This is a genomic window from Pseudomonas sp. K8 (assembly GCF_014889455.1).
Taxonomy (GTDB): domain Bacteria; phylum Pseudomonadota; class Gammaproteobacteria; order Pseudomonadales; family Pseudomonadaceae; genus Aquipseudomonas; species Aquipseudomonas veronii.
This window is the reverse complement of record NZ_VJWO01000022.1, coordinates 60,813-84,609: the sequence shown is the minus strand read 5'-3', so window position 1 is coordinate 84,609 and position 23,797 is coordinate 60,813. Positions and strand designations below refer to the sequence as shown.

19 protein-coding genes are annotated in these 23,797 nt (G+C 63.0%); 11 read left to right on the top strand and 8 right to left on the bottom strand.

What is annotated here, in order from left to right:
* Positions 1 to 1,245 (bottom strand): methionine gamma-lyase, encoded by a 1,245-nt coding sequence (locus INT12_RS16685; protein WP_169884668.1) that lies wholly within the window; start codon positions 1,243 to 1,245, stop codon positions 1 to 3.
* 123 nt (positions 1,246 to 1,368) lie between these two features.
* On the opposite strand from INT12_RS16685, the gene INT12_RS16680 reads away from it, so the two are divergent.
* Both INT12_RS16680 and INT12_RS16675 read left to right on the top strand, forming a co-directional pair.
* A complete protein-coding gene (locus tag INT12_RS16680; protein ID WP_193040309.1) occupies positions 1,369 to 1,839 on the top strand; it encodes an Lrp/AsnC family transcriptional regulator in 471 nt (156 codons plus the stop codon).
* Positions 1,840 to 1,953: 114 nt separating this feature from the next.
* A complete protein-coding gene (locus INT12_RS16675) occupies positions 1,954 to 2,391 on the top strand; it encodes a carboxymuconolactone decarboxylase family protein (RefSeq protein WP_046489026.1) in 438 nt (145 codons plus the stop codon).
* 18 nt (positions 2,392 to 2,409) lie between these two features.
* Here the strand turns inward: INT12_RS16675 and INT12_RS16670 are convergent, their stop codons facing one another.
* The gene (locus INT12_RS16670; protein ID WP_193040310.1) at positions 2,410 to 4,560 is read right to left on the bottom strand and encodes a TonB-dependent siderophore receptor; all 2,151 of its coding nucleotides are present in this window, start codon (positions 4,558 to 4,560) and stop codon (positions 2,410 to 2,412) included.
* Between the two features lie 181 nt (positions 4,561 to 4,741).
* Between INT12_RS16670 and INT12_RS16665 the strand changes: the two genes are divergently transcribed.
* Positions 4,742 to 5,536: an acetoin reductase gene (locus INT12_RS16665; RefSeq protein ID WP_017846575.1), complete on the top strand. Its 795-nt coding sequence runs from the start codon at positions 4,742 to 4,744 to the stop codon at positions 5,534 to 5,536.
* A gap of 117 nt (positions 5,537 to 5,653) precedes the next feature.
* Here INT12_RS16665 and INT12_RS16660 read toward each other — a convergent pair whose 3' ends face one another.
* On the bottom strand, positions 5,654 to 7,522 hold the full coding sequence (locus INT12_RS16660) for a sigma-54-dependent Fis family transcriptional regulator (protein ID WP_193040311.1): 1,869 nt from the start codon (positions 7,520 to 7,522) through the stop codon (positions 5,654 to 5,656).
* A 310-nt stretch (positions 7,523 to 7,832) separates the two neighbouring features.
* Here INT12_RS16660 and INT12_RS16655 point away from each other — a divergent pair, with 310 nt between their 5' ends.
* The 3 genes from INT12_RS16655 to INT12_RS16645 are packed head-to-tail and all read left to right on the top strand — an operon-like array spanning position 7,833 to position 10,969.
* Complete coding sequence (locus INT12_RS16655) at positions 7,833 to 8,810, top strand: thiamine pyrophosphate-dependent dehydrogenase E1 component subunit alpha (RefSeq protein WP_046383715.1); 978 nt, start codon at positions 7,833 to 7,835, stop codon at positions 8,808 to 8,810.
* Between the two features lie 39 nt (positions 8,811 to 8,849).
* Positions 8,850 to 9,869 (top strand): alpha-ketoacid dehydrogenase subunit beta, encoded by a 1,020-nt coding sequence (locus INT12_RS16650; RefSeq protein WP_017846572.1) that lies wholly within the window; start codon positions 8,850 to 8,852, stop codon positions 9,867 to 9,869.
* Positions 9,866 to 10,969, top strand: a complete 1,104-nt coding sequence (locus tag INT12_RS16645) for an acetoin dehydrogenase dihydrolipoyllysine-residue acetyltransferase subunit (RefSeq protein ID WP_193058928.1) — start codon at positions 9,866 to 9,868, stop codon at positions 10,967 to 10,969. The genes INT12_RS16650 and INT12_RS16645 overlap by 4 nt, the downstream gene beginning before the upstream one ends.
* A 412-nt stretch (positions 10,970 to 11,381) precedes the next feature.
* On the opposite strand, the gene INT12_RS16640 is transcribed toward INT12_RS16645, so the two are convergent.
* The gene (locus INT12_RS16640) at positions 11,382 to 12,278 is read right to left on the bottom strand and encodes a helix-turn-helix domain-containing protein (protein ID WP_193058927.1); all 897 of its coding nucleotides are present in this window, start codon (positions 12,276 to 12,278) and stop codon (positions 11,382 to 11,384) included.
* 140 nt (positions 12,279 to 12,418) lie between these two features.
* On the opposite strand from INT12_RS16640, the gene INT12_RS16635 reads away from it, so the two are divergent.
* From INT12_RS16635 to INT12_RS16625, 3 genes are read left to right on the top strand one after another with little or no spacing between them, the layout of a single operon-like run.
* On the top strand, positions 12,419 to 13,777 hold the full coding sequence (locus INT12_RS16635) for a glutamine synthetase family protein (protein WP_026139969.1): 1,359 nt from the start codon (positions 12,419 to 12,421) through the stop codon (positions 13,775 to 13,777).
* Positions 13,778 to 13,799: 22 nt separating this feature from the next.
* On the top strand, positions 13,800 to 14,888 hold the full coding sequence (locus tag INT12_RS16630) for a polyamine ABC transporter substrate-binding protein (RefSeq protein ID WP_017846567.1): 1,089 nt from the start codon (positions 13,800 to 13,802) through the stop codon (positions 14,886 to 14,888).
* Positions 14,885 to 16,180 (top strand): NAD(P)/FAD-dependent oxidoreductase, encoded by a 1,296-nt coding sequence (locus tag INT12_RS16625; RefSeq protein ID WP_017846566.1) that lies wholly within the window; start codon positions 14,885 to 14,887, stop codon positions 16,178 to 16,180. Before INT12_RS16630 ends, INT12_RS16625 begins: the two co-directional genes overlap by 4 nt.
* 71 nt (positions 16,181 to 16,251) lie before the next feature.
* On the opposite strand, the gene INT12_RS16620 is transcribed toward INT12_RS16625, so the two are convergent.
* A complete protein-coding gene (locus INT12_RS16620) occupies positions 16,252 to 17,508 on the bottom strand; it encodes a hypothetical protein (RefSeq protein WP_193040313.1) in 1,257 nt (418 codons plus the stop codon).
* A 347-nt stretch (positions 17,509 to 17,855) separates the two neighbouring features.
* Between INT12_RS16620 and INT12_RS16615 the strand changes: the two genes are divergently transcribed.
* Positions 17,856 to 18,272 (top strand): SRPBCC family protein, encoded by a 417-nt coding sequence (locus INT12_RS16615; RefSeq protein WP_102617601.1) that lies wholly within the window; start codon positions 17,856 to 17,858, stop codon positions 18,270 to 18,272.
* Between the two features lie 81 nt (positions 18,273 to 18,353).
* Here the strand turns inward: INT12_RS16615 and INT12_RS16610 are convergent, their stop codons facing one another.
* The 3 genes from INT12_RS16610 to INT12_RS16600 all read right to left on the bottom strand — a co-directional run bounded on the left by INT12_RS16610 (position 18,354) and on the right by INT12_RS16600 (position 21,514).
* Positions 18,354 to 19,745 (bottom strand): sensor histidine kinase, encoded by a 1,392-nt coding sequence (locus INT12_RS16610; protein ID WP_104903351.1) that lies wholly within the window; start codon positions 19,743 to 19,745, stop codon positions 18,354 to 18,356.
* Complete coding sequence (locus tag INT12_RS16605) at positions 19,723 to 20,406, bottom strand: response regulator transcription factor (protein WP_003219726.1); 684 nt, start codon at positions 20,404 to 20,406, stop codon at positions 19,723 to 19,725. Before INT12_RS16605 ends, INT12_RS16610 begins: the two co-directional genes overlap by 23 nt.
* A 187-nt stretch (positions 20,407 to 20,593) precedes the next feature.
* On the bottom strand, positions 20,594 to 21,514 hold the full coding sequence (locus INT12_RS16600) for a MurR/RpiR family transcriptional regulator (RefSeq protein ID WP_193040315.1): 921 nt from the start codon (positions 21,512 to 21,514) through the stop codon (positions 20,594 to 20,596).
* Between the two features lie 284 nt (positions 21,515 to 21,798).
* On the opposite strand from INT12_RS16600, the gene INT12_RS16595 reads away from it, so the two are divergent.
* The gene (locus INT12_RS16595; protein ID WP_193040316.1) at positions 21,799 to 23,736 is read left to right on the top strand and encodes a bifunctional 5-dehydro-2-deoxygluconokinase/5-dehydro-2-deoxyphosphogluconate aldolase; all 1,938 of its coding nucleotides are present in this window, start codon (positions 21,799 to 21,801) and stop codon (positions 23,734 to 23,736) included.
* Positions 23,737 to 23,797 lie beyond the last annotated feature (61 nt).

Genomic DNA, 23,797 nt, shown 5'->3' with positions numbered 1-23,797 from the left:
CTATTTCATCGCATGCTCGACCACCTGTGTCGCACGCGGCGCAGCCCGCAGACACTTGGCCAAAGCCTGCTGCACATCCGCCAGCAGGTCGGCGATGTCCTCCAGCCCGACCGACAGACGCACCAACCCCTCGCTGATCCCGTGGGCTGCCCGCTCCTCTGGGGTGTAGGTGGAGTGGGTCATGCTCGCCGGGTGTTGGGCCAGGGACTCGGCATCGCCCAGGCTGACCGCGCGGCTGAACAGCTTGAGTGCGTTCATGAAGCGCCGGCCGGTCGCGATCCCGCCTTTGAGCTCGAAGGCAATCATCCCGCCGGGCATCCGCATCTGCCGCGCCGCCAGTTCGTACTGGGGAAATGAGCGCAACCCCGGGTACGTCACGCGCTCGACGGCCGGGTGGGCCTGCAAGGCTTCGGCCACTGCCTGGGCGTTGCTGCAATGGCGGTCCATGCGCAGGGCCAGGGTCTTGAGGCCGCGCATCAGCAGCGATGCGTCCTGCGGGGACATGACCGCACCGGTCAGGTCTTTGAGCCCTTGCAGACGAATGCGCTGCGCCAGTGCGTGGTTGCTCACCGCAATGCCGGCGGTGATGTCGCCATGCCCGCTGAGGTACTTGGTGGCCGAATGCACGACCACATCGGCGCCCAACTCCAGGGGCCGTTGCAGGTACGGCGTGCAGTAAGTGTTATCGACCACCACGATGACGTTGGGCTGCTGGTGCGCCAGCGTGGCGACGGCGGCAATATCGACCAGTTGCAGGTTGGGGTTGGCCGGGGTTTCGCAGTAGATCATGCGCGTGGCCGGGGACAGCGCGGCGTGCAGCGCATCCAGGTCGGTGAGGTCGACATGGCGCACCTTGATGCCGAACTCCGCGATGCCATGGTGCAGCAGGGCGAAAGTGCAGCCGTAGAGTGTCTGGCTGACGATCACCTCATCGCCGGGGCGCAGCAGGGTCCAGAAGGTGGCGGCAATCGCGCCCATGCCGGAGCTGAAGGCGACGGCGGCCTCGCCGTTTTCCAGGGTCGCCATGCGCGCTTCCAGCAGGGCCAGGGTCGGGTTGGAAATGCGCGTGTAGAAGTGCCCGCTTTCTTCACCGGCAAAACACGCGGCGCCGTATTCGGCGGTGGGGAAGGCGAACGTGGCGCTGAGATAGATCGGCGGTACGAGGGCGCCGTGGTGGTCCTTGGGGTCGTAACCGTGGTGGATGGCACGGGTGGAAAAGCCGAATGCATTGTGTTTATTGTTCATGTCGGACACTCCTTATTTCCTACAATGCTATGCTCATAACCACAGCTGAACTTTGCAATATTTGCTGACAAATCCCGCGCAATGGGATGAAACCTTCCTAAAAATAATGATTAGAGGCACGTTATGCCCCTCAGTCTGGATCGCACCGACAAGGCGCTTTTAAACGCACTGCAAGGCAACGCCCGCTTGACCGTGGCCGAGCTCGCCGAGCGCGTGTCCCTGACCACCTCCCCGTGTTGGCGGCGGGTCAGGAACCTGGAAGAGAGCGGGGTGATCAGCGGTTATCAGGCGATCCTGTCGCCCAAGGCCTTGGGCTATGGGGTGACGGCGTTTGTCAGCATCATGATGGAGAGCCATACCCAGGAAATTGCGCGGGCGTTCGAGCAACGCTTGCTCGACATTCCGGAAATCGTCGCCTGCCATAACGTCTCGGGGCGCTATGACTTCCTGCTGGAAGTGGTGGCCAAGGACCTGGAGTCGTTTGGCGAATTCGCGCGGGAGGTGTTGCAGACATTGCCGTGCGTCAAAGAGATTTACTCGAGCTTTTCCTACAAATCGGTGCGGCCTATGCGCGTGATTCCGTTGCCGCGCTGAGGGGCTGAGCCCGTGGGCACATTGGCTACCTGATCTTTGCCGGAATTGGCTATTTCTCCTGAGTGCTGCGCTGACTAATCTGGCCACCAATTTCCAGTGTTCAGGAGCTCTACCATGCAACCCCGTACCGATTTCTACACCGCTTCCCCAGACGCCATGAAAGCCATGCTCGCCCTGGAAACCGCAGTGGGCAAACTGTCCATCGAACTGCCCCTGCTGGAACTGGTGCGCCTGCGCGTGTCGCAGATCAATGGCTGCGCCTTCTGCCTCGATATGCACACCACCGATGCGCGCAAGGGCGGTGAGACCGAACGCCGCCTGTACACATTGTCGGCCTGGCGCGAAACGCCGTTCTTCACCCCGCGTGAACGCGCCGCCCTGGCCTGGGCCGAAAGCCTGACCCTGGTCAGCCAGACCCGCGCCGCAGACGAAGACTACAACGCACTCGCCGCCGAGTTCAGCCCCCAGGAACAGGTCGATCTGAGCGTAGCCATCGCCACCATCAACAGCTGGAACCGCCTGGCGGTGGGCTTTCGCAAAATGCCCAAGTAAGCCAGGGGCCGTGCGCGGTCAGAAGTTGACCGAGGCACTCAGGCGCGCTGTCAGCGGCGCGCCCTGGAACAGGTAGTCATCGCCCATGTACTCGCCCGCGTCGCGCCAGTAGCGTTTGTCGAACAGGTTGTCGACGCTCAGGCGAAACACCGTTTCATAGCCATCGACTTTGGTGGTGTAACGGCTGCCGACGTTGACCACCGCATAGTCCCCGACCTCGACATTGCCGCTGCGGTTGGCGTACTTCTTGGCGCTGTATTGCACGCCGCCCAGGACCGCCAGGCCGTTGACCCACGGCAGCGCATAGTCGGCGTAGACACTGGCGCGCAGCTTGGGCACGTTGATCGCCTGGTGGCCTTCGTAGTCCGGCGTGCCGCTGCCGCTGACCCGCGCCCGAATCGCCGCGACGCTGGTGGCGATCTGCAGGCGGTCGGTGGCCCAACCATTCGCCGACAGTTCCAGCCCAGTGTTCTTCTGCTCGCCTTGTTGCACGTAGGTGAAACTCCCGGCGCCATCCGGCTTGGCGTACTGGTAGGCCTGGCGCGTCTGGAACACGGCCGCGGCGAAGCTGATGCGGCGCCAGTCGTATTTCACGCCGGCTTCGATTTGTCGTGACACGGTCGGGGCCAGGGTCTCGTCCGCGTTGTTTGCGAACCACGGCGCCGTGCCGCCCAGGGACAGGCCCTTGCTGTAGCTGGTGTACAGCGAGATGTTTTCAATCGGCTTATAGATCAGCGAGGCCTGGGGCAGGAACACGTATTGCTGAGTGTGGCGCGTCTGGTTGCCATTGCTGTCAAAGGCTTGTTCATCGAGGCGCACTTCGCGACCGCCGAGGAGGGTTTGCCACTGCTCGTTGAAGCGGATGCGGTCGGTGACGAACACGCCGTACTGGCGGCTGTCGAGGGTGCGATGACTGTCGTTCAGCGGTACGTTGGTCGGCGCAAACGTCGGCGCGTCCTGATTGATATTGCCGCTGCCGATGTACTCGTTGACCGCCTTGCGCTTGTCGATCACCCGGCGAAACGCGCTGGTGCCGAAGGTCAATTCATGGCCCAGGCCGGCGGTGTCGAACAGCCCGGTCATGGCCGCCTGCACTTCATCGTCGCGGCGGGTGTCGTCGGGGCTGCGGTAGTCGTAGATGTCGTAGTCACCCTCGGGGCTGAACGTGTTGGCGTTGCACGTGTTCACGTAGAAACAGCCCCAGGCGAACGAACTGTAGTCATCGATCACCACCTTGCTGCGCGCCGCGCTGACACTGCCTTTCCACTGGTCGCTGAAGCGGTATTCGAACTTGCCGTTGAGGTTCAGCGAATCAATACCGACCTGCTTGGAACCGCTTTGATGGCCCAGCAGCTGTTTCGGCGATGCATCGTGGGGCACTTCACTGCCGCCCAGCAGTTGGTAGCCTGGCACCGAGCGCTGTTGTTTGTTCTGGTATTCGGCATCCAGTTGCAGCACCGCGTCGGGGCTGATGTTCCAGTCGAACGCCAGGGACAGGAAGTCGCGCTGGCCGTTGGCGTGTTCCACGTAGGAATTGAGGTCTTCATGGGCCACGTTGGCGCGCAGGCCGAACTGCCGCTCGCTGCCGAACCAGCCGCCGACGTCGGTGGCGATATAACCGCTGCCGCGGTCGTCGCTGGACACCGTCACCGAACGCACGTCTTGCGGGCGCTTGGTCACGTAGTTGATCACGCCGCTGGGCTCGGAGATCCCGCTTTGCAGGCCGGCCAGGCCCTTGAGTACTTCCACCTGCTGTTTGTTTTCCAGGGCGACGTTCTGCTCGCCGGTGATGGTGCGGCCGTTGATCTTGTAGCTGCTCGCCGCGTTCAGCGAGAAGCCGCGCACCACGAAGTTTTCGTAGTAGCCGATCGGTGCGTAGCTGTCGCCCACCGAGGCGTCGTTGCGCAGCACTTCGCTGAGCAGGCGGGCTTGCTGGTCCTTGATCAGGGCGGCGTTGATCACGCTGATCGAGGCGGGAGTGTCCAGCAGCAGCGCTTCATTGAAACCGCCGACCGAGGCGGTTTCACTGCGATAACCGGACTCATCCTGGCCCTGGACCTGTACCGCCGGCAGTTCAATTTCCGCCGCCAGGCTGCTGCCGATGCCACCGCTGAGCAGCAGGCCGAGGGCGAAACGTGACGTGACGACGGGGCGAAAACGCAGAACCATGGGGCAAGGCCTTAAAGCACAGGACGGGGGGCGCATAAGCTAGGCATAAGTGCGCGCATTTACAAGGATTCGCGCATTGAGACATCCGGTCTCAGCGCGCACGCCGATTCATGTGCGCCTCGACAGCCCTGGCGTGCATCTGCGATAGACGAGGCTTCTCTCATCGTTGCAGGAGGTCGTCATGAGTACCGCTGGAAACCTCATCGCTGGAAAAGTTGCGCTGGTGACTGGCGCCGGGCAGGGCATCGGCCGCGCCATCGCCCTGCGCCTGGCACGGGACGGTGCCGATATCGCGCTGGTGGACATCAATGGCGCCAAGCTCGAAGCCGTGGCTGCTGAAATCGTCGCGGCAGGGCGCAAGGCCTCGGTGTTTATCGCCGACGTGTCCAAGCGCGAACAAGTGGTGGCCGCCGTCGAACACGCATACCAGACCCTCGGTGGTTTCGACATCATCGTCAACAACGCCGGGGTGGCGCAGATCGATTCACTGCTGGACGTCAGCCCCGAGCAGGTCGAGCGCACCCTGGGCATCAATGTGCAGGGTGTGTTGTGGGGCATCCAGGCCGCCGGCAAGAAGTTCAAGGCGCTCAAGCAGAAGGGCAAGATCATCAACGCCTGCTCGATCGCCGGGCATGAAGGTTTTGCGCTGCTGGGCGTGTACTCGGCGACCAAGTTCGCCGTGCGCGCCCTGACCCAGGCGGCGGCCAAGGAACTGGCCAGCGCCGGGATTACGGTCAATGCTTATTGCCCGGGTGTGGTCGGCACCGATATGTGGGTCGAGATCGACAAGCGCATGGCCGAGATTACCGGCGCCGAAGTCGGTGCGACCTATAAGAAGTATGTGGACGGGATTGCCCTGGGCCGTGCGGAAACGCCTGAGGATGTGGCCGGGCTGGTGTCTTACCTGGCGGGGCCGGATGCGGACTACATGACCGGCCAGTCGCCGTTGATCGATGGTGGGATTGTGTACCGATAACGCGGTTCAAAGGTGGGAGTGGGCTTGCCCGCGAAGGCGGCGGTTCAGTCACGGCATCGGTGGCTGATACACCGCCTTCGCGGGCAAGCCCGCTCCCACATGTTTGACCGTGCTGGGTCAGATATGTTTGCCCGGCATGTCGATGCCCAGTTGGTTGACCCGGCGATACAGGGTCGCCCGCGAAATCCCCAGCGCCTGGGCCGTCGGCGACGGCTTCCAGCGATGCCGGATCAGTGCATCCAGCACCACCTGGCGTTCCGGGCTGACACGTTCTTCCACGTCGGCCTCGATCTGCTCGCCGCGCACCTCCACGGGCAGGTCAGCCAGTTGGATGGTGCCGCCGTCGCACACCGCACAGGCATACGCCAGCACATGGCGCAGTTGTCGCACATTGCCCGGCCAGGCATAGCCGAGCAGCACCTCCAGCGCGGCGGGGCCGATGCCCACGGAGATTGCGCCGCTGTGCGCCTCCTGTTCCAGCAGCCGATTGATCAAGGCCAGCTTGTCGCTGCGCTCGCGCAAGGGCGGCAGGCAGAACCGTGCGCAGCCCAGGCGAAAGTACAGGTCTTCGCGAAAGCGCCCCTCGCTGACCAGCACCGCCAGGTCGCGGTGGCTGGCGCAGATCACCTGGATATCCACCGCACGGGTTTTTGCCGCACCCAGCGGCGCCACTTCACCTTCGGCCAATACCCGCAGCAAGCGCGTCTGCAGGGCCAGCGGCATATCGCCGATTTCATCGAGGAACAGCGTGCCGCCATCGGCCTGCAACAACAGCCCGGGCATACCCTTGTTCGACGCGCCGGTAAAGGCCCCGGCGACATAGCCGAACAGCTCGCTTTCGATGAGGTTTTCCGGGATCGCCGCGCAGTTCACCGCCACGAAGGGCCCGTCGCGACGAGCGCTGCGCTCATGCAGTTGGTGCGCGAAGACTTCCTTGCCGGCGCCGGTTTCACCCTGCACCAGCACCGGCAGGTTGCGGTCCTTGACCCGCAAGGCCAGGCGCAGGTGTTCTTCCACCCGGGGGTCGACCTGATTGTTTACGTCCTTCGCTGGACGCGCCGGCTTACGCCGCGGCGCGCTGACCCGCACATGCAATGCGCCGGGCTCGCCCAGCCAGTGCAGCTGTTGCGCCGATTGATCGGTGACCGCGCGCAACGCATCCAGGTCGAAGACCTCGCCGATATGCGCCGGCACCTGGCCAAAGCGCCGACGCAGGGCCTGGCGCGCCTTGCTGTTCAACGCATGCAGGCGCCCATCCTGGTCCCAGGCCAGCAGCAGGTCGGGCTGGCTGTCGACATAGCCGGGCGTGCTGTGGGCCTGGAGCACCCAGTGCTGACGGGCGCTGTGCATGAAGAAGGCATTTTCGATGGCTTGTGCGCTCTGCGCCACCATCTGTCTTACCAGATGCTGGCTGCGCCGGTCATCCGGGGATTTGAGCGCCGAGGCGTCCATCACCCCTAGCAGGTTGCCCTGGGGGTCGAAGATCGGCGCGGCGGAGCAGGTCAGCCCGATAAATGCCGCGCGAAAGTGATCGCGCTTATGCACCGTCACGGCAGCCTTGCTGGTCAGCACCGTGGCCACGCCGCAGGTGCCTTCTTCGGCTTCCGACCAGCAGGTGCCCAGGTACAGGCCGGCCTTGCGGCAATCGGTGCGAATCGCCGTGTCCACGCGGTGGTCGATGGTCTGGCCCTGGGCGTCGGTGAGCATCACGCAGTAGTCGGCATGGCGCACGCGGTGGTGGAGTTGGCCGACTTCTTCGCTGGCAATGTGCATGAACAGTTCGGCGCGCTCACGGCATTCCTTGAGCAGCGGTTCACTGAGAATGCGTGGCCCTTGCAGCGAGCCAGGGTCGAGGTGGTGTTGCTCCATGGAACGGCGCCATGAATCGAAAATCAGCGACGGCACCGGAGCCTGGGGCAGGCGATCGGCATTGCGGACCACGCGACTGACGCAGTCGACATGGTCTTTGGAGTTCGCGGCGAGCATAAGGCCTCCGGTTCTCGATCTTTTGTTGTTATGCCCGCCATTAAGCGCGCATGCGCGCAGGGGGACAAGGGCGGCCTGACCAACTGCCCGGTGTGAGACGCAGCGTCTCATCCGGCCACGCACGCCACGGGCAGGTTGCAATGGCGCGTCTCATTCTGTGGTTGGCGGTCGCCGCCGCACAACCGCGTGGCACTGCTCTAGATCAAGTCTATGCGAGGTTTATCGAGGCGTTGGCACAGGCTGTGCTGAAGGTCTTGCAACTGGCTGCAGCCAGCCTTTTGTGTGTCGAGACAACCTGGAGAACAACAAGATGTCCACTCACCTGTCCACTGATCAACTGCTCCATGCCTACACCGTGATGCGTACCATCCGCGATTTCGAGGAACGCCTGCACGTGGAATTCGCCACTGGCGAGATCCCTGGTTTCGTCCACCTGTATGCCGGCCAGGAAGCCAGCGCCGCCGGGGTCATGGCCCACCTCAACGATGAAGATTGCATCGCCTCCAACCACCGTGGCCACGGCCACTGCATCGCCAAGGGCGTGGACGTGTTCGGCATGATGGCCGAGATCTACGGCAAGAAAACCGGGGTGTGCGGTGGCAAGGGCGGTTCCATGCACATTGCCGACCAGGAGAAAGGCATGCTCGGCGCCAACGGCATCGTCGGTGCCGGCGCTCCCTTGGCGGCCGGAGCGGCGCTGGCGTCCAAGCTCAAGGGCAGCCAGGGCGTGGCCGTGGCGTTTTTCGGCGACGGCGGCTCCAACGAGGGTGCGGTGTTCGAGGCCATGAACCTGGCCGCAATCATGAAACTGCCGTGTCTGTTCGTGGCTGAAAACAACGGCTACGCCGAAGCCACCGGCTCGGGCTGGTCGGTAGCGTGCAAAGACATCGCCGAGCGCGCCGTGGGGTTCGGCATGCCGGGGGTGATCGTCGACGGCAATGATTTCTTCGCCGTCCACGCGGCCCTGGGGGTAGCCGTGGAACGTGCGCGCAGCGGCCAGGGGCCGACGCTGGTGGAGGTCAAGTTGAGCCGTTTCTACGGCCACTTCGAAGGCGACGCGCAAACCTATCGCGGCCCCGACGAAGTGAAGAACCTGCGCGAATCCCACGATTGCCTGGTGCTGTTTCGCCAACGCTGCAGCGCCGAAGGCTGGCTCGATGCGGCGCAGTTCGAGCGCATCGACGCGGAGGTCGCGCAACTGATCGAAGACGCCGTGCGCCTGGCCAAGTCCGATCCCAAGCCCCAGGCCGCAGACCTGCTCAGTGATGTCTACGTCGCTTACCGCTAATCGCCACCCACTACAAAAATAATCCGTGGAGAATTGATCATGGCTCGCAAAATCAGTTATCAGCAGGCAATCAACGAAGCCCTGGCCCAGGAAATGCGTCGCGACCAGAGTGTGTTCATCATCGGCCAGGACGTGTCCGGCGGCACCGGCTCCCCCGGCGAGCAGGATGCCTGGGGCGGCGTGCTCGGCGTGACCAAGGGCCTGTACCCGGAGTTTCCCGACCGCGTCTTGGATGCACCGTTGTCCGAAATCGGTTACGTCGGCATGGCGGTCGGCGCGGCCACCCGCGGCATGCGCCCGGTGTGCGAGTTGATGTTCGTCGACTTTCTCGGCTGCTGCCTCGACCAGTTGCTCAACCAGGCCGCCAAGTTCCGCTACATGTTCGGCGGCAAGACCGCCACGCCGCTGGTGGTGCGCGCCATGTACGGCGCCGGCCTGCGCGCCGCCGCGCAGCATTCGCAGATGCTCACCTCGATGTGGACGCACATCCCCGGCCTCAAAGTGGTGTGCCCGGCCACGCCCTATGACGCCAAGGGCATGCTGATCCAGGCGATCCGCGACAACGACCCGGTGATCTTCCTCGAACACAAAATGCTCTACAGCCTGCAGGGTGAAGTGCCGGAAGAGCTGTACACCGTGCCTTTCGGCGAAGCCAATTACGTGCGCGAAGGCAATGACGTGACCCTGGTCACCTACGGGCGCATGGTGCATATCGCCCTGGAAGCCGCTGCCAACCTGGCGCGCCAAGGCATCGACTGCGAAGTGCTCGACCTGCGCACCACCAGCCCGCTGGACGAAGACAGCATCCTGGAAAGCGTGGAGAAGACCGGCCGCCTGGTGGTGATCGACGAGTCCAACCCGCGCTGCTCGATCGCCACCGATATCAGCGCGCTGGTCGCGCAGCGCGGGTTTTCGTTCTTGCGCGCACCGATCGAAATGGTCACCGCGCCGCACACGCCGGTGCCGTTCTCCGATGCGCTGGAGGATCTGTACATCCCCAACGCAGCGAAGATCGAAGCCGCGGTGTTGAAGATCGCCGATAAGAGGACTGCCGCATGATCCATATCTTGACCATGCCCAAGTGGGGCTTGTCGATGACCGAAGGCCGCGTGGATGTCTGGCTCAAACAGCCGGGCGACCGGGTGGAGAAGGGCGAGGAAGTGCTCGACGTGGAGACCGATAAGATCTCCAGCAGCGTCGAGGCGCCGTTCAGTGGCGTGCTGCGCCGCGTGCTGGCGCTGAGCGACGAGACCTTGCCGGTGGGCGGGCTGCTCGGGATCGTGGTGGAGGGCGAGGCCACGGAAGCCGAGATTGATGCGGTAATCGAGGGTTTCCAGGCCAGCTTCGTGTCGAGTGCGGCCGAGGCGCAAGCGTCCGGGCCCAGTGCGCAGAAAGTCGAGGTGGGCGGGCGGCTGTTGCGTTATCTCGATCTCGGTGAGGGCGGCACGCCGTTGGTGCTGGTCCACGGGTTTGGCGGCGACTTGAACAACTGGCTGTTCAACCACCCGGGGCTGGCGGCGCAGCGCCGGGTGATCGCCCTGGACCTGCCGGGGCATGGCGAGTCGGGCAAGCAGCTGCGCAGCGGCGATGCCGACGAGTTGAGCCAGGCGCTGCTGGCGTTGCTCGATCATCTCGCGCTCGACCGCGTCCACCTGGCCGGCCACTCAATGGGTGGCCTGGTCAGCCTGACCGTGGCGCGCCAGGCCCCCGCGCGGGTCGCCTCGCTGACCCTGATCGCCAGCGCCGGGCTCGGCGAAGAGATCAACGCGGACTACTTGCACGGCTTCACCGACGCGACTAACCGCAACGCGCTCAAGCCGCACTTGATTCAACTGTTCAGCGACCCGGCGCTGGTCACGCGGCAGATGCTGGAGGACATGCTCAAGTTCAAGCGCCTCGAAGGCGTGGATCAAGCGTTGCGCCAGCTCAATGCCCAGCTGTTCGAGGGCGGGCGGCAGCGCCTGGAGTTGCGCAATATTGTCGGGCAGCAGCCAAGCCTGGTGATCTGGGGCAGCGACGACGCAATCATCCCGGCCAGACATGCCGAGGGGCTCGAGGCCCAGGTGGAAATCCTGCCGGGGCAGGGGCATATGGTGCAGTTGGAGGCAGCGGAGCGGGTTAACCAGTTGATGGCAACCTTCCTCAACGCCCAGCCTTGATGCAATCCAATGTGGGAGGGGCGGTGCGACGATTCGACTTGCCCCCGATAGCGGTGTCTCAGTCAATATTCCTAGTGACTGACCCATTGCCATCGGCGGCAAACTCCCTCCCACCATTTAGAGTGCATTTCAAAAGTTGGAGGCGGCGGAGCGGGTCAACCCGTTGATGGCAACCTTCCTCAACTCCCAGCCTTGATGCAATCCAATGTGGGAGGGGCGGTGCGACGATTCGACTTGCCCCCGATAGCGGTGTCTCAGTCAATATTCCTGGTGACTGACCCATTGCCATCGGGGGCAAGCCCCCTCCCACCATTTAGAGTGCATTTCAAAAGTTGGAGGCGGCGGAGCGGGTCAACCCGTTGATGGCCATTGCCATCGGCGGCAAGCTCCCTCCCACTATTTAGAGTGCATTTCAACCGGCGCGCTTGAGGGTTTCGCTCGGCAGCTCCTTGAACAACGCCCGGTAGCTATTGGAAAACCGCCCCAAATGCCAGAACGACCAGTTCATCGCCACATGCGCCACTGTGGCCGCGGCTGAACTCAACAACTCCCGCCGCGCCCCGTTCAAGCGGCGCAAACGCAACCACTGCGCCGGGCTCATTCCGGTGTAGGTCTTGAAGCCTTGTTGCAACTGGCGCAACGGCACGCCGGCGATCTGCGCCAGCTCCAGCAGGTTGACGGTGTCATCCGGTGCATCGACCGCCCATTCGCCGATGCGCGTCATCAGCCGGCGCTCTTCGCTGCGGCGCTGCAATGACTGGCGGTCCAGGCATACGCAGGCGTTGTCGAGAATGAACAGGCACTCGTCGAGCAACTGCTGGGTGAGGGCATCGCGGCTGATCGGGTCGGTGGTGCCGGACAACCGTGTGAGCGTACCACTGAGCCAGCGACTGAATAACGCATTCTGCTGGCAGGTCAGCGGCGCCATGAACAACCCTTCGAGTTTCGCCACATCCAACCGATGGCGCTGCACGAACTGTGGCCCGAATACCACCGCCACTTCACGGTAGTTCTCCGGGGTGATCCAGGTGTTGCGGCTCTCGCCATTGAGCAGGTACAGCGTGTTGTCGCTGCCGTCGAAACAGAACGCCAGGGCCCCCGGCGGCGCGTTGAAATGCTGCTCCACCCGGGTGTTCATGCTCTCTTCGTAGACCTCCACGCCGTGCAGGTCGAGGTAGCGGATCTGCCCGGCAAAATGCCCGGGGGACATCTGCTGGTAGTGCTGCACCCAGCCGGGTGTCGCACGGCATTGAGCGGCCACATCACCGGTGGTGAAGGCCTGTACGCGCAAAGCGGTTGCCTGTGTCATGGGGGGAACCTGCTCGCACTCTATTGGTGCGTTGTGTTCGGAGCAAAGTGGATAGATGCCGTGGCGCGGCGAGCCCAAGATAGACCTCAATGCGCCGGGAGTACAAGCCGGTGCAGTCTCCCACCCATGACGAGGTCCTTATGAACGCCCCCTTCGATCAGCTGTCCGCCTGGCTGAAAGAACACAAGATTACCGAGGTCGAATGCGTGATCAGTGATTTGACTGGCATCGCACGCGGCAAGATTGCGCCCACCAACAAGTTCCTGCATGAGCGAGGCATGCGCCTGCCGGAAAGTGTGTTGCTGCAAACGGTAACCGGGGACTTTGTCGACGACGATGTCTACTACGACCTGCTCGACCCGGCCGACATCGACATGGTCTGCCGCCCGGTGGCCCACGCGACCTACGTGGTGCCATGGGCGATTGAACCGACCGCCATCGTGATCCACGACACTTTCGACAAGCAGGGTAACCCCATCGAACTGTCGCCGCGCAACGTGCTGAAAAAGGTGCTGCAGCTCTACGCCGAGCAGGGCTGGCAGCCGATTGTCGCGCCGGAAATGGAGTTCTACCTGACCCAGCGCTGCGATGACCCGGACCTGCCGCTGAAAACCCCGGTCGGCCGCTCCGGGCGGGCCGAAACCGGTCGCCAGTCGTTCTCCATCGACGCCGCCAACGAGTTCGACCCGCTGTTCGAAGACGTCTACGACTGGTGCGAAGCCCAGGGCCTGGACCTCGACACACTGATCCACGAAGACGGCCCGGCGCAGATGGAAATCAACTTCCGCCACGGTGACGCCCTGGATCTTGCCGACCAGATCACCGTGTTCAAACGCACCCTGCGCGAAGCCGCGCTCAAGCACAATGTGGCCGCGACCTTCATGGCCAAGCCGGTGGCCGACGAACCGGGCAGCGCCATGCACCTGCACCAGAGCGTGGTCGACATCGCCACGGGCAAGCCGGTGTTCGTCGACGCCGACGGCCAGATGAGCACGCTGTTCCTGCACCACATCGGCGGCCTGCAGAGGTACATCCCCAAGCTGCTGCCGATGTTTGCGCCCAACGTGAATTCGTTCCGCCGCTTCCTGCCGGACACCTCGGCGCCGGTCAACGTGGAATGGGGCGAAGAAAACCGCACTGTCGGCCTGCGCGTGCCGACATCGAACCCCGACGCCATGCGCGTGGAAAACCGCCTGCCCGGCGCGGATGCCAACCCGTACCTGGCGATCGCCGCTAGCCTGTTGTGTGGCTACCTGGGCATGATCGAAAAGATTGAGCCGAGCGCGCCGGTGGAAGGCCGCGCCTATGAACGGCGCAACCTGCGCCTGCCGATCACGCTCGAGGATGCGCTGGTGCGTATGGAGGAGTGTGCGACGGTCAAGCAATACCTGGGCGACAAGTTCGTGCGCGGCTACGTCGCGGTCAAACGCGCCGAGCATGAGAATTTCAAGCGTGTGATCAGTTCCTGGGAGCGTGAGTTCCTGCTGTTGAGCGTCTAAACAATCATAAAGGGGTGTCGATATGCGTCTGATGAAAAAACTTCTCCCGCTGGCCCTGGTGGCAGCATTCAGCAGCGCCGCGCAGGCGGAGCCGACGGTCAGTGTCTACAACTGGACCGATTACATTGGCGAAACCACCTTGGCCGACTTCCAGGCCAAGACGGGGATCAAGGTGATCTACGACGTGTTCGACTCCAACGAAACCCTGGAGGGCAAGTTGCTGGCGGGGCGCACCGGGTATGACGTGGTGGTGCCGTCCAACCACTTCCTGGCGCGCCAGGTCAAGGCCGGCGCGTTCCTCAAGCTCGACCGCGCGCAGTTGCCCAATTTCAAGAACCTCGACCCCAAGCTGCTCAAGCTGCTGGAGAAAAACGACCCGGGCAACGCGCACTCGGTGCCGTACCTGTGGGGCACCAACGGCATCGGCTACAACGTCGACAAGGTCAAGCAGGTGCTCGGCATCGACCATGTCGATTCGTGGGCGGTGCTGTTCGAGCCGGAGAACCTCAAGAAGCTCAACCAGTGCGGCGTGGCCTTCCTCGACTCGGCGGATGAGTTGTTCCCGGCGATCCTCAACTACATGGGCAAGGACCCGCGCAGCGAGAACCCTGAAGACTACAAACAGGCGCAAGCCAAGCTGTTGACGCTGCGGCCTTACATCACCTACTTCCATTCCTCCAAGTACATCTCGGATTTGGCCAACGGCGATATCTGCGTGGCGTTCGGTTATTCCGGCGACGTGTTCCAGGCCGCCAACCGCGCCAAGGAAGCCAAGAACGGGGTGAACATTGCCTATTCGATTCCCAAGGAAGGCTCCAACCTGTGGTTCGACCTGCTGGCGATCCCCGCCGATGCGAGCAACCCGAAAGCAGCCCACGCGTTTATCAACTACCTGCTCGACCCTGAAGTCATCGCCAAAGTCAGCGCCTCGGTCGGCTATGCCAACGCCAACCCGGCAGCCAATGCCTTCATGGACCCGGAATTGGTGAATAACCCTGAGGTGTACCCGTCCCAGGCCGTGCTCGACAAACTCTATATTTCCACCACGCCGACCCCGGCGACCATGCGCCTGATGACCCGCGCCTGGAGCAAAGTGAAGACCGACAAATGATCCAATCGAACGACCACGCCCGGTCCTATTACCGGGCCTCGGCCAATGCCATGCCCGAGCGTCCGGCCTTGGCCGCCGACTTGAGCGCGGATGTGTGTGTGATCGGCGGTGGGTTCACCGGGGTCAATACCGCCATCGAACTGGCCCAGCGCGGGCTGTCGGTGATCCTGCTGGAGGCGCGGCGCATCGGTTGGGGTGCCAGCGGGCGCAACGGCGGGCAATTGATTCGCGGCATCGGCCACGACGTGTCGGGCTTTGCCAAGTATGTGGGCGAGGAGGGCGTGCGTTATCTGGAGCGGGCCGGGATTGATTCGGTCACATTGGTGGGTGAACGCGTTCGCACGCAGGGTATTGACTGCGACCTGCGCTGGGGCTTTTGCGAACTGGCCAATACCGCGGCGCAGTTCGCCGCGTTCAAGGGCGAGCAGGAGCGCCTATTGGCGCAGGGCTACAACCATGAGGTCCGTGTGGTGGGTCCGCAGGATATGCACCAGGTCGTCGGCTCGCAGGTCTATGCCGGCGGCCTGGTGGACATGGGGTCCGGGCACCTGCACCCATTGAATCTGGTGTTGGGCGAGGCGCGGGTCGCCGAGTCCCTGGGGGTGCGGATTTTCGAGCACACCCCAGCGTTGGAACTGCTCCACGGCGACACCGTACAGGTACGCTGCGCCGGCGGCACGGTGCGTGCCAGCAACCTGGTGCTGGCCTGCAATGCACACTTGGAGGCGTTGGAGCCGCGCTTGAGCGGCAAAGTACTGCCTGCCGGCAGCTACATCATCGCCACCGAACCGTTAACGGAAGGGCTGGCCGAGCAATTGATCCCGCAGAACCTGGCGCTGTGCGACCAGAAAGTCGGCTTGGACTACTACCGACTGACCGCCGACCGACGCCTGTTGTTCGGCGGCGCCTGCCATTATTCGGGGCGTGATCCGCAGGACATTGCCGCGTATATGCAACCGAAGATGCTCACGGTATTCCCGCAACTGGCCAATACCGCGATCGAGTTCCAGTGGGGCGGCAAGATCGGTATCACCGCCAACCGCTTTCCCCAGGTCGGGCGGCTAAAACAGTACCCGAACGTGTTGTATGCCCAGGGCTATTCCGGCCATGGGCTGAACGTGAGCCATTGGTGTGCGCGGCTGCTGGCTGAAGCCATCCATGCCGGGCACAGCCAGGGCCTGGAGGTGTTCAGCCAGGTGCCGCACATGACCTTTCCGGGCGGCAAGCTGTTGCGCTCGCCGTTGTTGGCGTTGGGCATGCTGTGGTATCGGTTGCGGGAGACCCTGCAGTGATGAGCTGCCGCCGCATGGGGGCGGCTGGATTGAGCCGCACCTAAGGCCGCAAGAAAAACCGCTTTTCCTCGTCATGGCAAGGTTGCGCCTACGGCCCTGTAGTTGAGCGTGGAATCGGTTGCTGTGCCATACACGATCGCCCCGGAGCGCGTAATGCCCTCCAGCCGGCTCATCCGTCCGCCCAAAAGCGGGGCCATCGCTACGGTGCTGTTGACGCCGTCCCAGTAGGCGCCGCTGGGGTATTGGTTGGCATCGAAACTGTTCAAGGCGACGGTGTCGTTATCCGCCAAACCCACCGCGTTGGTCTGGGCGCTGCCAGGCAGCGGCTGGATCGACTGCACGCTGAACGAGTTGGTGGGGTCTGGCCAAAAGAGTGCTTTCTCGAAACCCGACGGGTCCCTGCCATACGCGAGTATATGCCCGGGGTTGTTGATCGACACCGCGTAATTCTGCGCATTGAGGGGCATGGTCAGCAGCAGGGGCGCGCTGCTGGGTGTTCCCCAGAATGCCGTTTGCGGCACATCGCCGGTAGCGCCGCTGAACACGCAGGTACCGACCACCTGAAGCTGATCGTTCATGCCCACCGCCCAGCAATAGCTGGCGCCGGAGGGGCTGGCCAGCGCGGTCAACACGTAGCTGCTGCCGTTCCAGGTGGCGACGGTGGGTTTGGGCGTGGCATTGGCCCCCGGACAGTTCATGACGACACTGGGATAGCCGTTGATCAAGGTGTTGTTCACGTCGACCCCGGCACAGTTGTCGCCATAACTGGAAACGCGCTGCGGCGTGGCATTGCCCGGGGTATACAGCACCACGGTTGCCTGTAACGTGGCGCTGATGCTTTGAGCCAGGGCAGCGCCTAGCGGGTTCAGGGCGGTGGGTACGGTCTGGACATCGGCGGGTCGCAGCAGGGGAAATAGCAAGGTGCCAGGCAAGGGGGACGTCGCCGTCGGCAGGCCACTGGGCGTCGCTGCATTCCAGAACACGGCAAAACTGAGATTGGCGGCGTTGGCGCAACTTCCCAGCATCCAGCCACTATTAGCGATTGCCTCGACGCTGCACGGTTGCCCGTTCACCAGCGGCGGCAAGACCTGTTGAGGGCCGCTCAGCGATGCGGCGTACCAAGGATTGCTGTTGGCGCTGACCGTAGCGGATGAACAATTGCCCACGGCCTGCGCGCTATCGTTGACGCTACTGGTTGAACATTGCGCCCCGGCCGCACTGCCCGAGTCGACGTATGTGGCGGCACTGGCGGTTACACCATAGCCGTACAGCAGCGAGGCGCCGAGCAGTGTCAGCGCAGTGATCGAGGTTTTGAAATAACGCGGCATGATGAGTCCCTCCCTGGAGTGTTTTACCTGTCGGTGCCGTATGGGCAGGCGCCGGTTGCGTACCAGTAAACGCTGGAGATGGGGGCGTTACAACTGTCATTTCTAACAGGTACAGAACGAGTGGCTGTGCGTTAGCATCGGTGTTTTTGTGCCCTGCGGGCCGTCCAGGCACGCAGATGATTTCAGTGGTCCGGGACGGCATGGCTTCAATCTCGAGCATCCATCGCGCCACGAATAGGGGGTGAAGTGACGAATCGGCTGGCGTACATTGTTCAACCCCGGTCGCCAGCAACTGTCGGTGCGACAGATCTGGCGATCTGAATTGTTTATTGTCTGGAGTATTGATTGTGCCTACAGCTTCTTCTGTCATTGAAGTTCCGGTTTCGGCCGATCAGGTGTGGCAATTGGTCGGCGGTTTTGACGCGCTGCCGGACTGGCTGCCATTGATCGTCGAGAGCAAGCCGGGCGACGGCGGGCGCCTGCGTCACCTGAAGACCGCCGATGGCGGCGTGGTGGTGGAGCGCTTGCAGACCTTTGATAACGTGGCCCGCACTTACAGCTACAGCATCGAGGAGTCGCCGTTTCCGGTGAGTGCCTACCTGGCGACGTTGCGGGTCGAAGCCCTGACGGAATCGTCGGCGAAGGTGACGTGGTCGGGCGTGTTCACCCCGGTGCCGGACACCACCGACGAGGCGGTGGAGGCTTTGTTTGCCGGCGTGTACCGCGGTGGGCTTGAGGCGCTGCGCGCCAACTTCCCGGCTTGACCTGATCGATCGGGCAACCGACACCCAATGTGGGAGGGAGCAAGCCCCCTCCCACCGTTATCGATTGGTGTCGTGTCTGGTTTATTTGGGCATCAGTTGCTGGCGACACTCCAGCACCAACCGCGCACCGCCGCGTTGGCTGGTGCCAACGTCCAGATTGAAACCGTGCAGGTTGATGATCGCCGCGACAATCGACAAGCCCAGCCCAAACCCACCTTGCTGGTCGCTTTCATCCACGCGATAGAACCGCTGGAACACCGCCTTGCGTTCCGCTGTTGGGATGCCGGGGCCGGAGTCGTGGACTTCGATACGCGTGCTGCCCGCATCGTTGACCGCGCGCAAAATCACTTCGCCGCCCGCTGGGGTGAACTTGATCGAGTTGCTCAGCAGGTTGGCCAGGGCCTCGAACAGCAAGGCCCGGTCGCCGGTGATCCAGGGCAGGGATGGCGGGGTGTCGAGCACCAGTTGCAGTTCGCCTTCCTCGGCCAGGGGCAGGTAGAAGTCGTGCAGTTCGCGCAGCAGCGGCAGTGGGTCCATCACCAGGAAGCCCGAGCGGCGTTGGTGGTCTTCCAGTTCCGAGATCCGCAACAACCCGCGAAAGCGCGCCATCAGCGTGTCGGTCTCCGCGATGGCGTCGTCCAGCTGCACCGCGTGGGCCGAGTCGTGTTCGGCTTGTTGCTTGATGCGATAGAGCTGCGCGCGCAAGCGGGTGAGCGGGGTGCGCAGGTCGTGGGCGATGTTGTCGCACACGCCTTTGACCTCGTTCATCAGCTTCTCGATGCGGTCGAGCATGGCGTTGACGATGGCGGCGAGCATGTCCAGTTCGTCACGCCGGTTCGACAGCGGCAGGCGATGGGTGAGGTCGCCGGCGACGATGGCCTCGGCGCTGGCCTGGATCCCGCGAATCCGTCGCAATGGGCGGCGGCGCAGCAAATGCCAGCCGGCGGCGCCGGGGATGATGGTCAGCGACACCGCCCACAGCAGCGCGTGCCAGATGATCCGGGTTACGCCGAACAGCGAACCGTTGGCGCGCACCAGCACCAGCCAGCGGCCATCGGCGGTGTGGGTGACCACGGCGTCGCAGCTGTCTTTGGGCAGTTTCGGGTCGTCGGAGTCGACGCAATTGGCCAGGGCGTGGATCTTGCCGTCCAGGGGCAAGTCGGGTGGTATCGCCTGGATCGGTCCGTTCAATGGGCGAAATTGCGCATCGAACAGGCCATAGGCGTCCACGCCCTTCATGTCGAAGGTCATGCTGGTGGTCAGGGCTTCCAACAGTTCTTCGCCGTCGAACCGCTGGAACAGGTGCTGGCGCTGCATCAGCGAATGGCGCGAGAGGTCGCTGAGGTAACCGGACACCTCGTAATACAGCACCCCCATGAGGATGCAGCTCCAAGCCACGAACAGCGAACTGTACAGCGCCAGCAAGCGGCTGCTGGAGGAACGCCAGCCCTTAGAGGGGTTCAGCAATGACATACCCGGAACCTCGTACCGTGCGGATCAGCGGCGTGAGGCCCGGTGGATCGATCTTCTTGCGCAGGCGACCGATGTGGACATCGATCAGGTTGGTCCCGGGGTCGAAGTGATAACCCCAGACTTCCTCGAAGATCATCATCCGCGACAGGATCTGCCCTGTGTTGCGCATCAGGAATTCCAGCAGTTTGTATTCAGTGGGCAGCAGGCTCAGCGGCTGCTCGGCGCGGCTGGCTTCACGGCTGATCAGGTTCAGCTCAAGGTCGGCCACGCGCAGGGCGGTTTCGAATTCCTTGACCGTGCTTTTGCGCCGCAGCAGCACTTCGACGCGGGCGGCCATTTCATCGGAGGCGAACGGCTTGGTCAGGTAGTCATCCCCACCGGCGCGCAGGCCGCGCACCCGCTCGTCGACATCGGAGAGCGCGCTGATCATCAGGATCGGCGTCGACACGCCGATGGTGCGCAGGGTGGTGACGATGGCCAGGCCATCAAGTTCCGGCAACATACGGTCGAGGGTGATCAGATCGTAATCACCACTCACGGCGCGGACCAGGCCTTCGCGGCCGTTGTCCACCCAATCTACGTCCAGTCCATGGCTACTCAGCTCGGCGACGATCTCGCGGGCCGTTACGGCGTCATCCTCAATGGTCAAAATGCGGGTCATAGGATTACCTGGTGAGCGATTCACACTAGAAGTGTGGGCATTTTGCCAAGAAATGGCTGAACGCTTCCTAAATAAAACTTCATGTTGGCAAAACTGACACAGTTTTCATAAAACCCGCCTACTCCGATGTGCGGGCTTGCCTGCGATGAAGGCGTGTCAATCGGCGGCTACGGTGACGGATCCTCCGTCAGTCGTCGAAGCCCACCTGCTCATGAATCTCATCCACCTTCAACTCCAGGCGATACGCCACCGCAATGAACAACGCCTGGCACAGGCACAACGTGGCGCTCAACGAACGGAAGGCAAACGACGAGCCTTCATTGACCAACAGCACTGCGTTCGCGCGCTTGGCCAGGGGCGACAGGTTGCTGTCAGTAATGATCAGGGTCTTGGCCTGGTGGTGCTGGGCGATACGCAGGCAGTGCTGGGTTTCTTTGCCGTAGGGCGTGAAGCTGATGGCGATCACCAGGTCATTGGCGCGCACGCTGCGCATCTGCTCGCGGTAGCTGCCGCCCAGGCCTGAGATCAGGTGGATGCGCTTGTTGGTGTGCTGCAGGTTGTAGACCAGGTAATCGACCACCGCAAACGAACGGCGCACGCCAACCACGTAGATGTTGTCGGCGTTGACCACCAGGTCGACGGCTTTTTCGAACGCCGCGTCATCCAGTTCCAGGCCCAGGCGCTCGATGCCCGAAAGCGTGGCATTGACACACTCGCGCGCCAGGTCGCCGCCGCTGGCCTTTTGCGACTTGTTGGCGATCATGCTGCGGATGCGCTGCTGATAGTTCTGCACCGGCGTGGTCTTGTGGGTGTACGCCTCGCGAAACAGCGCCTGCATCTCACTGAACCCGCTGAAGCCGAAACGCTGGGAGAACCGCACGATGGCCGACGGATGCACTTCGCATTCGCGGGCGATGTCGCTGATGCGGTCGACCATGATCCGGTCGCTTTGCTGGCTCATGTAGCTGGCGATGCGCTTGAGCTGGCGTGGCAGGCTTTCGTATTCGTCGGTGATCAGCTGCAACAGGCGTTCGGCATTGATCGCAGGGCTGGCGAGAGTGTCTTGGGAAGCGGTCTCGGGCGTGGCCGGCTGATCGGTGCGGGACATGGGCAATCCTTCTGGCGGGTTCATCTGGTGCGCTGATGGTGGGTGCAAGTCTACAGGGTAGGCGCAAAAAAATACCCCGGCATGCGCCAGCGAGTGGGCGGCTGAAACGATGCACTGTCGCTGGCGTACCCTTATGCTGACGTATTGGAAAAAATATTCTACCAAAAATAATTATGGAATAAATATTGATTGGGCTCGCTGAACGTTCTAGTCTGCTCCCACCAAGAGCGTGTGCCGTCGCCACGGCGGCACAACGCAGGCTGATAAAAATAACAGGAGCCAGCATGGGCCAGACTCGTTTTGCCAGTGGGCGTCAATTGGATCTGATTTGCCTCGGGCGCCTGGGCGTCGACCTCTATGCGCAGCAAGTCGGTGCGCGGCTTGAGGATGTGTCCAGCTTTGCCAAGTACCTCGGCGGTTCTTCCGCCAACATTGCCTTCGGCACCGCGCGCCTGGGCCTCAAGTCGGCGATGTTGAGCCGGGTAGGGGACGACCATATGGGCCGGTTCCTGACGGAATCCCTGGCCCGTGAAGGCTGCGATGTCAGCGGCATCAAGGTCGACCCGCAACGCCTTACCGCGCTGGTGCTGCTGGGCCTCAAGGACCGCGAAACCTTCCCCCTGGTGTTCTACCGCGAAAACTGCGCCGACATGGCCCTGCGCGCCGAAGACATCAGCGAAGCCTTTATCGCCTCGAGCAAGGCCCTGCTGATCACCGGCACGCATTTCTCCACCGACGCTGTGTACAAGGCCAGCGTCCAGGCCCTGGATTACGCGACCAAACACAACGTCCAGCGCGTGCTCGACATCGACTACCGCCCGGTGCTGTGGGGCCTGGCGGGCAAGGCCGATGGCGAAACCCGGTTTGTCGCCGACCAGAGCGTCAGCCAGCACGTGCAGAGCATCCTGCCGCGCTTCGACCTGATCGTCGGTACTGAAGAAGAATTCCTGATCGCCGGCGGCAGTGAAGATTTGCTCAGCGCCCTGCGCACCGTCCGTGAACTGACCCCGGCGACCCTGGTGGTCAAGCTCGGCCCGCAGGGCTGCACGGTGATCCACGGCGCGATCCCGGCCCGTTTGGAAGAGGGTGCGATCTACCCCGGCGTGCGCGTTGAAGTGCTTAACGTGCTGGGCGCCGGCGATGCGTTCATGGCCGGCTTTCTCAGCGGCTGGCTGAACGATGCCAGCGACGCGCGATGCAGCCAGTTGGCCAATGCCTGCGGCGGCCTGGTGGTGTCGCGCCACGCCTGCGCACCGGCCATGCCGACGCCGGCCGAACTGGATTACCTGTTCAACAGCCCGGTGCCGATCACCCGTCCCGATCAAGACGTGACCCTGCAGCGCCTGCATCGGGTCACGGTGCCACGCAAGGCCTGGAAGCAACTGTTCGTGTTCGCCTTCGACCACCGCTGGCAATTGGTCGACCTGGCGCAACGCGGCGGCCAGGACCCGAGCCGCATCAGCGCGATCAAGCAGCTGTTTATCCAGGCCGTCGAACGCGTGGAGAAGACGCTGCGCGGGCAGGGCGTCGAGGCCGATGTCGGTTTGCTCGCCGACCAGCGCTTCGGCCAGGACGCGCTCAACGCCGCCAGCGGTCGCGGCTGGTGGATCGCACGCCCGGTGGAGGTGCAGAACTCGCGGCCCCTGGCGTTCGAACACGGCCGTTCGATCGGCAGCAACCTGATCGCCTGGCCCCAGGAGCAAATCATCAAATGCCTGGTGCAATACCACCCCGATGACGAACCGCTGCTGCGTCTGGAACAGGAAGCGCAACTCAAGGCGGTGTACGAGGCTTCGCTGGTCAGCGGGCATGAACTGTTGCTGGAAGTCATCCCGCCCAAGGATCACCCCTCGACCTACCCCGATGTGCTCTACCGCAGCCTCAAGCGCCTGTACAACCTGGGTATCTACCCGGCGTGGTGGAAAATCGAGGCACAGTCGGCCGAGGACTGGACAAAACTCGACGAACTGATCGAGGAACGCGACCCGTACTGCCGCGGTGTGGTGCTGCTGGGCCTGAATGCCTCGGCCGAGTGCCTGGCCGAGGGCTTCCGCCAAGCCAGCCAGAGTCGCACCTGCCGTGGTTTTGCCGTGGGACGCACGATTTTCCAGGAGCCGAGTCGCGCGTGGATGGCGGGGGAGATTGATGACGAGACCCTGATCCGCCAAGTCCGGGCCACTTTCGAGCAATTGATCAGTGCCTGGTGCAGTGCCAGAGGCTGAACGCAGTTCTTAATTTGAAATGTAATCCAATGTGGGAGGGAGCTTGCTCCCGAAGGCGGTG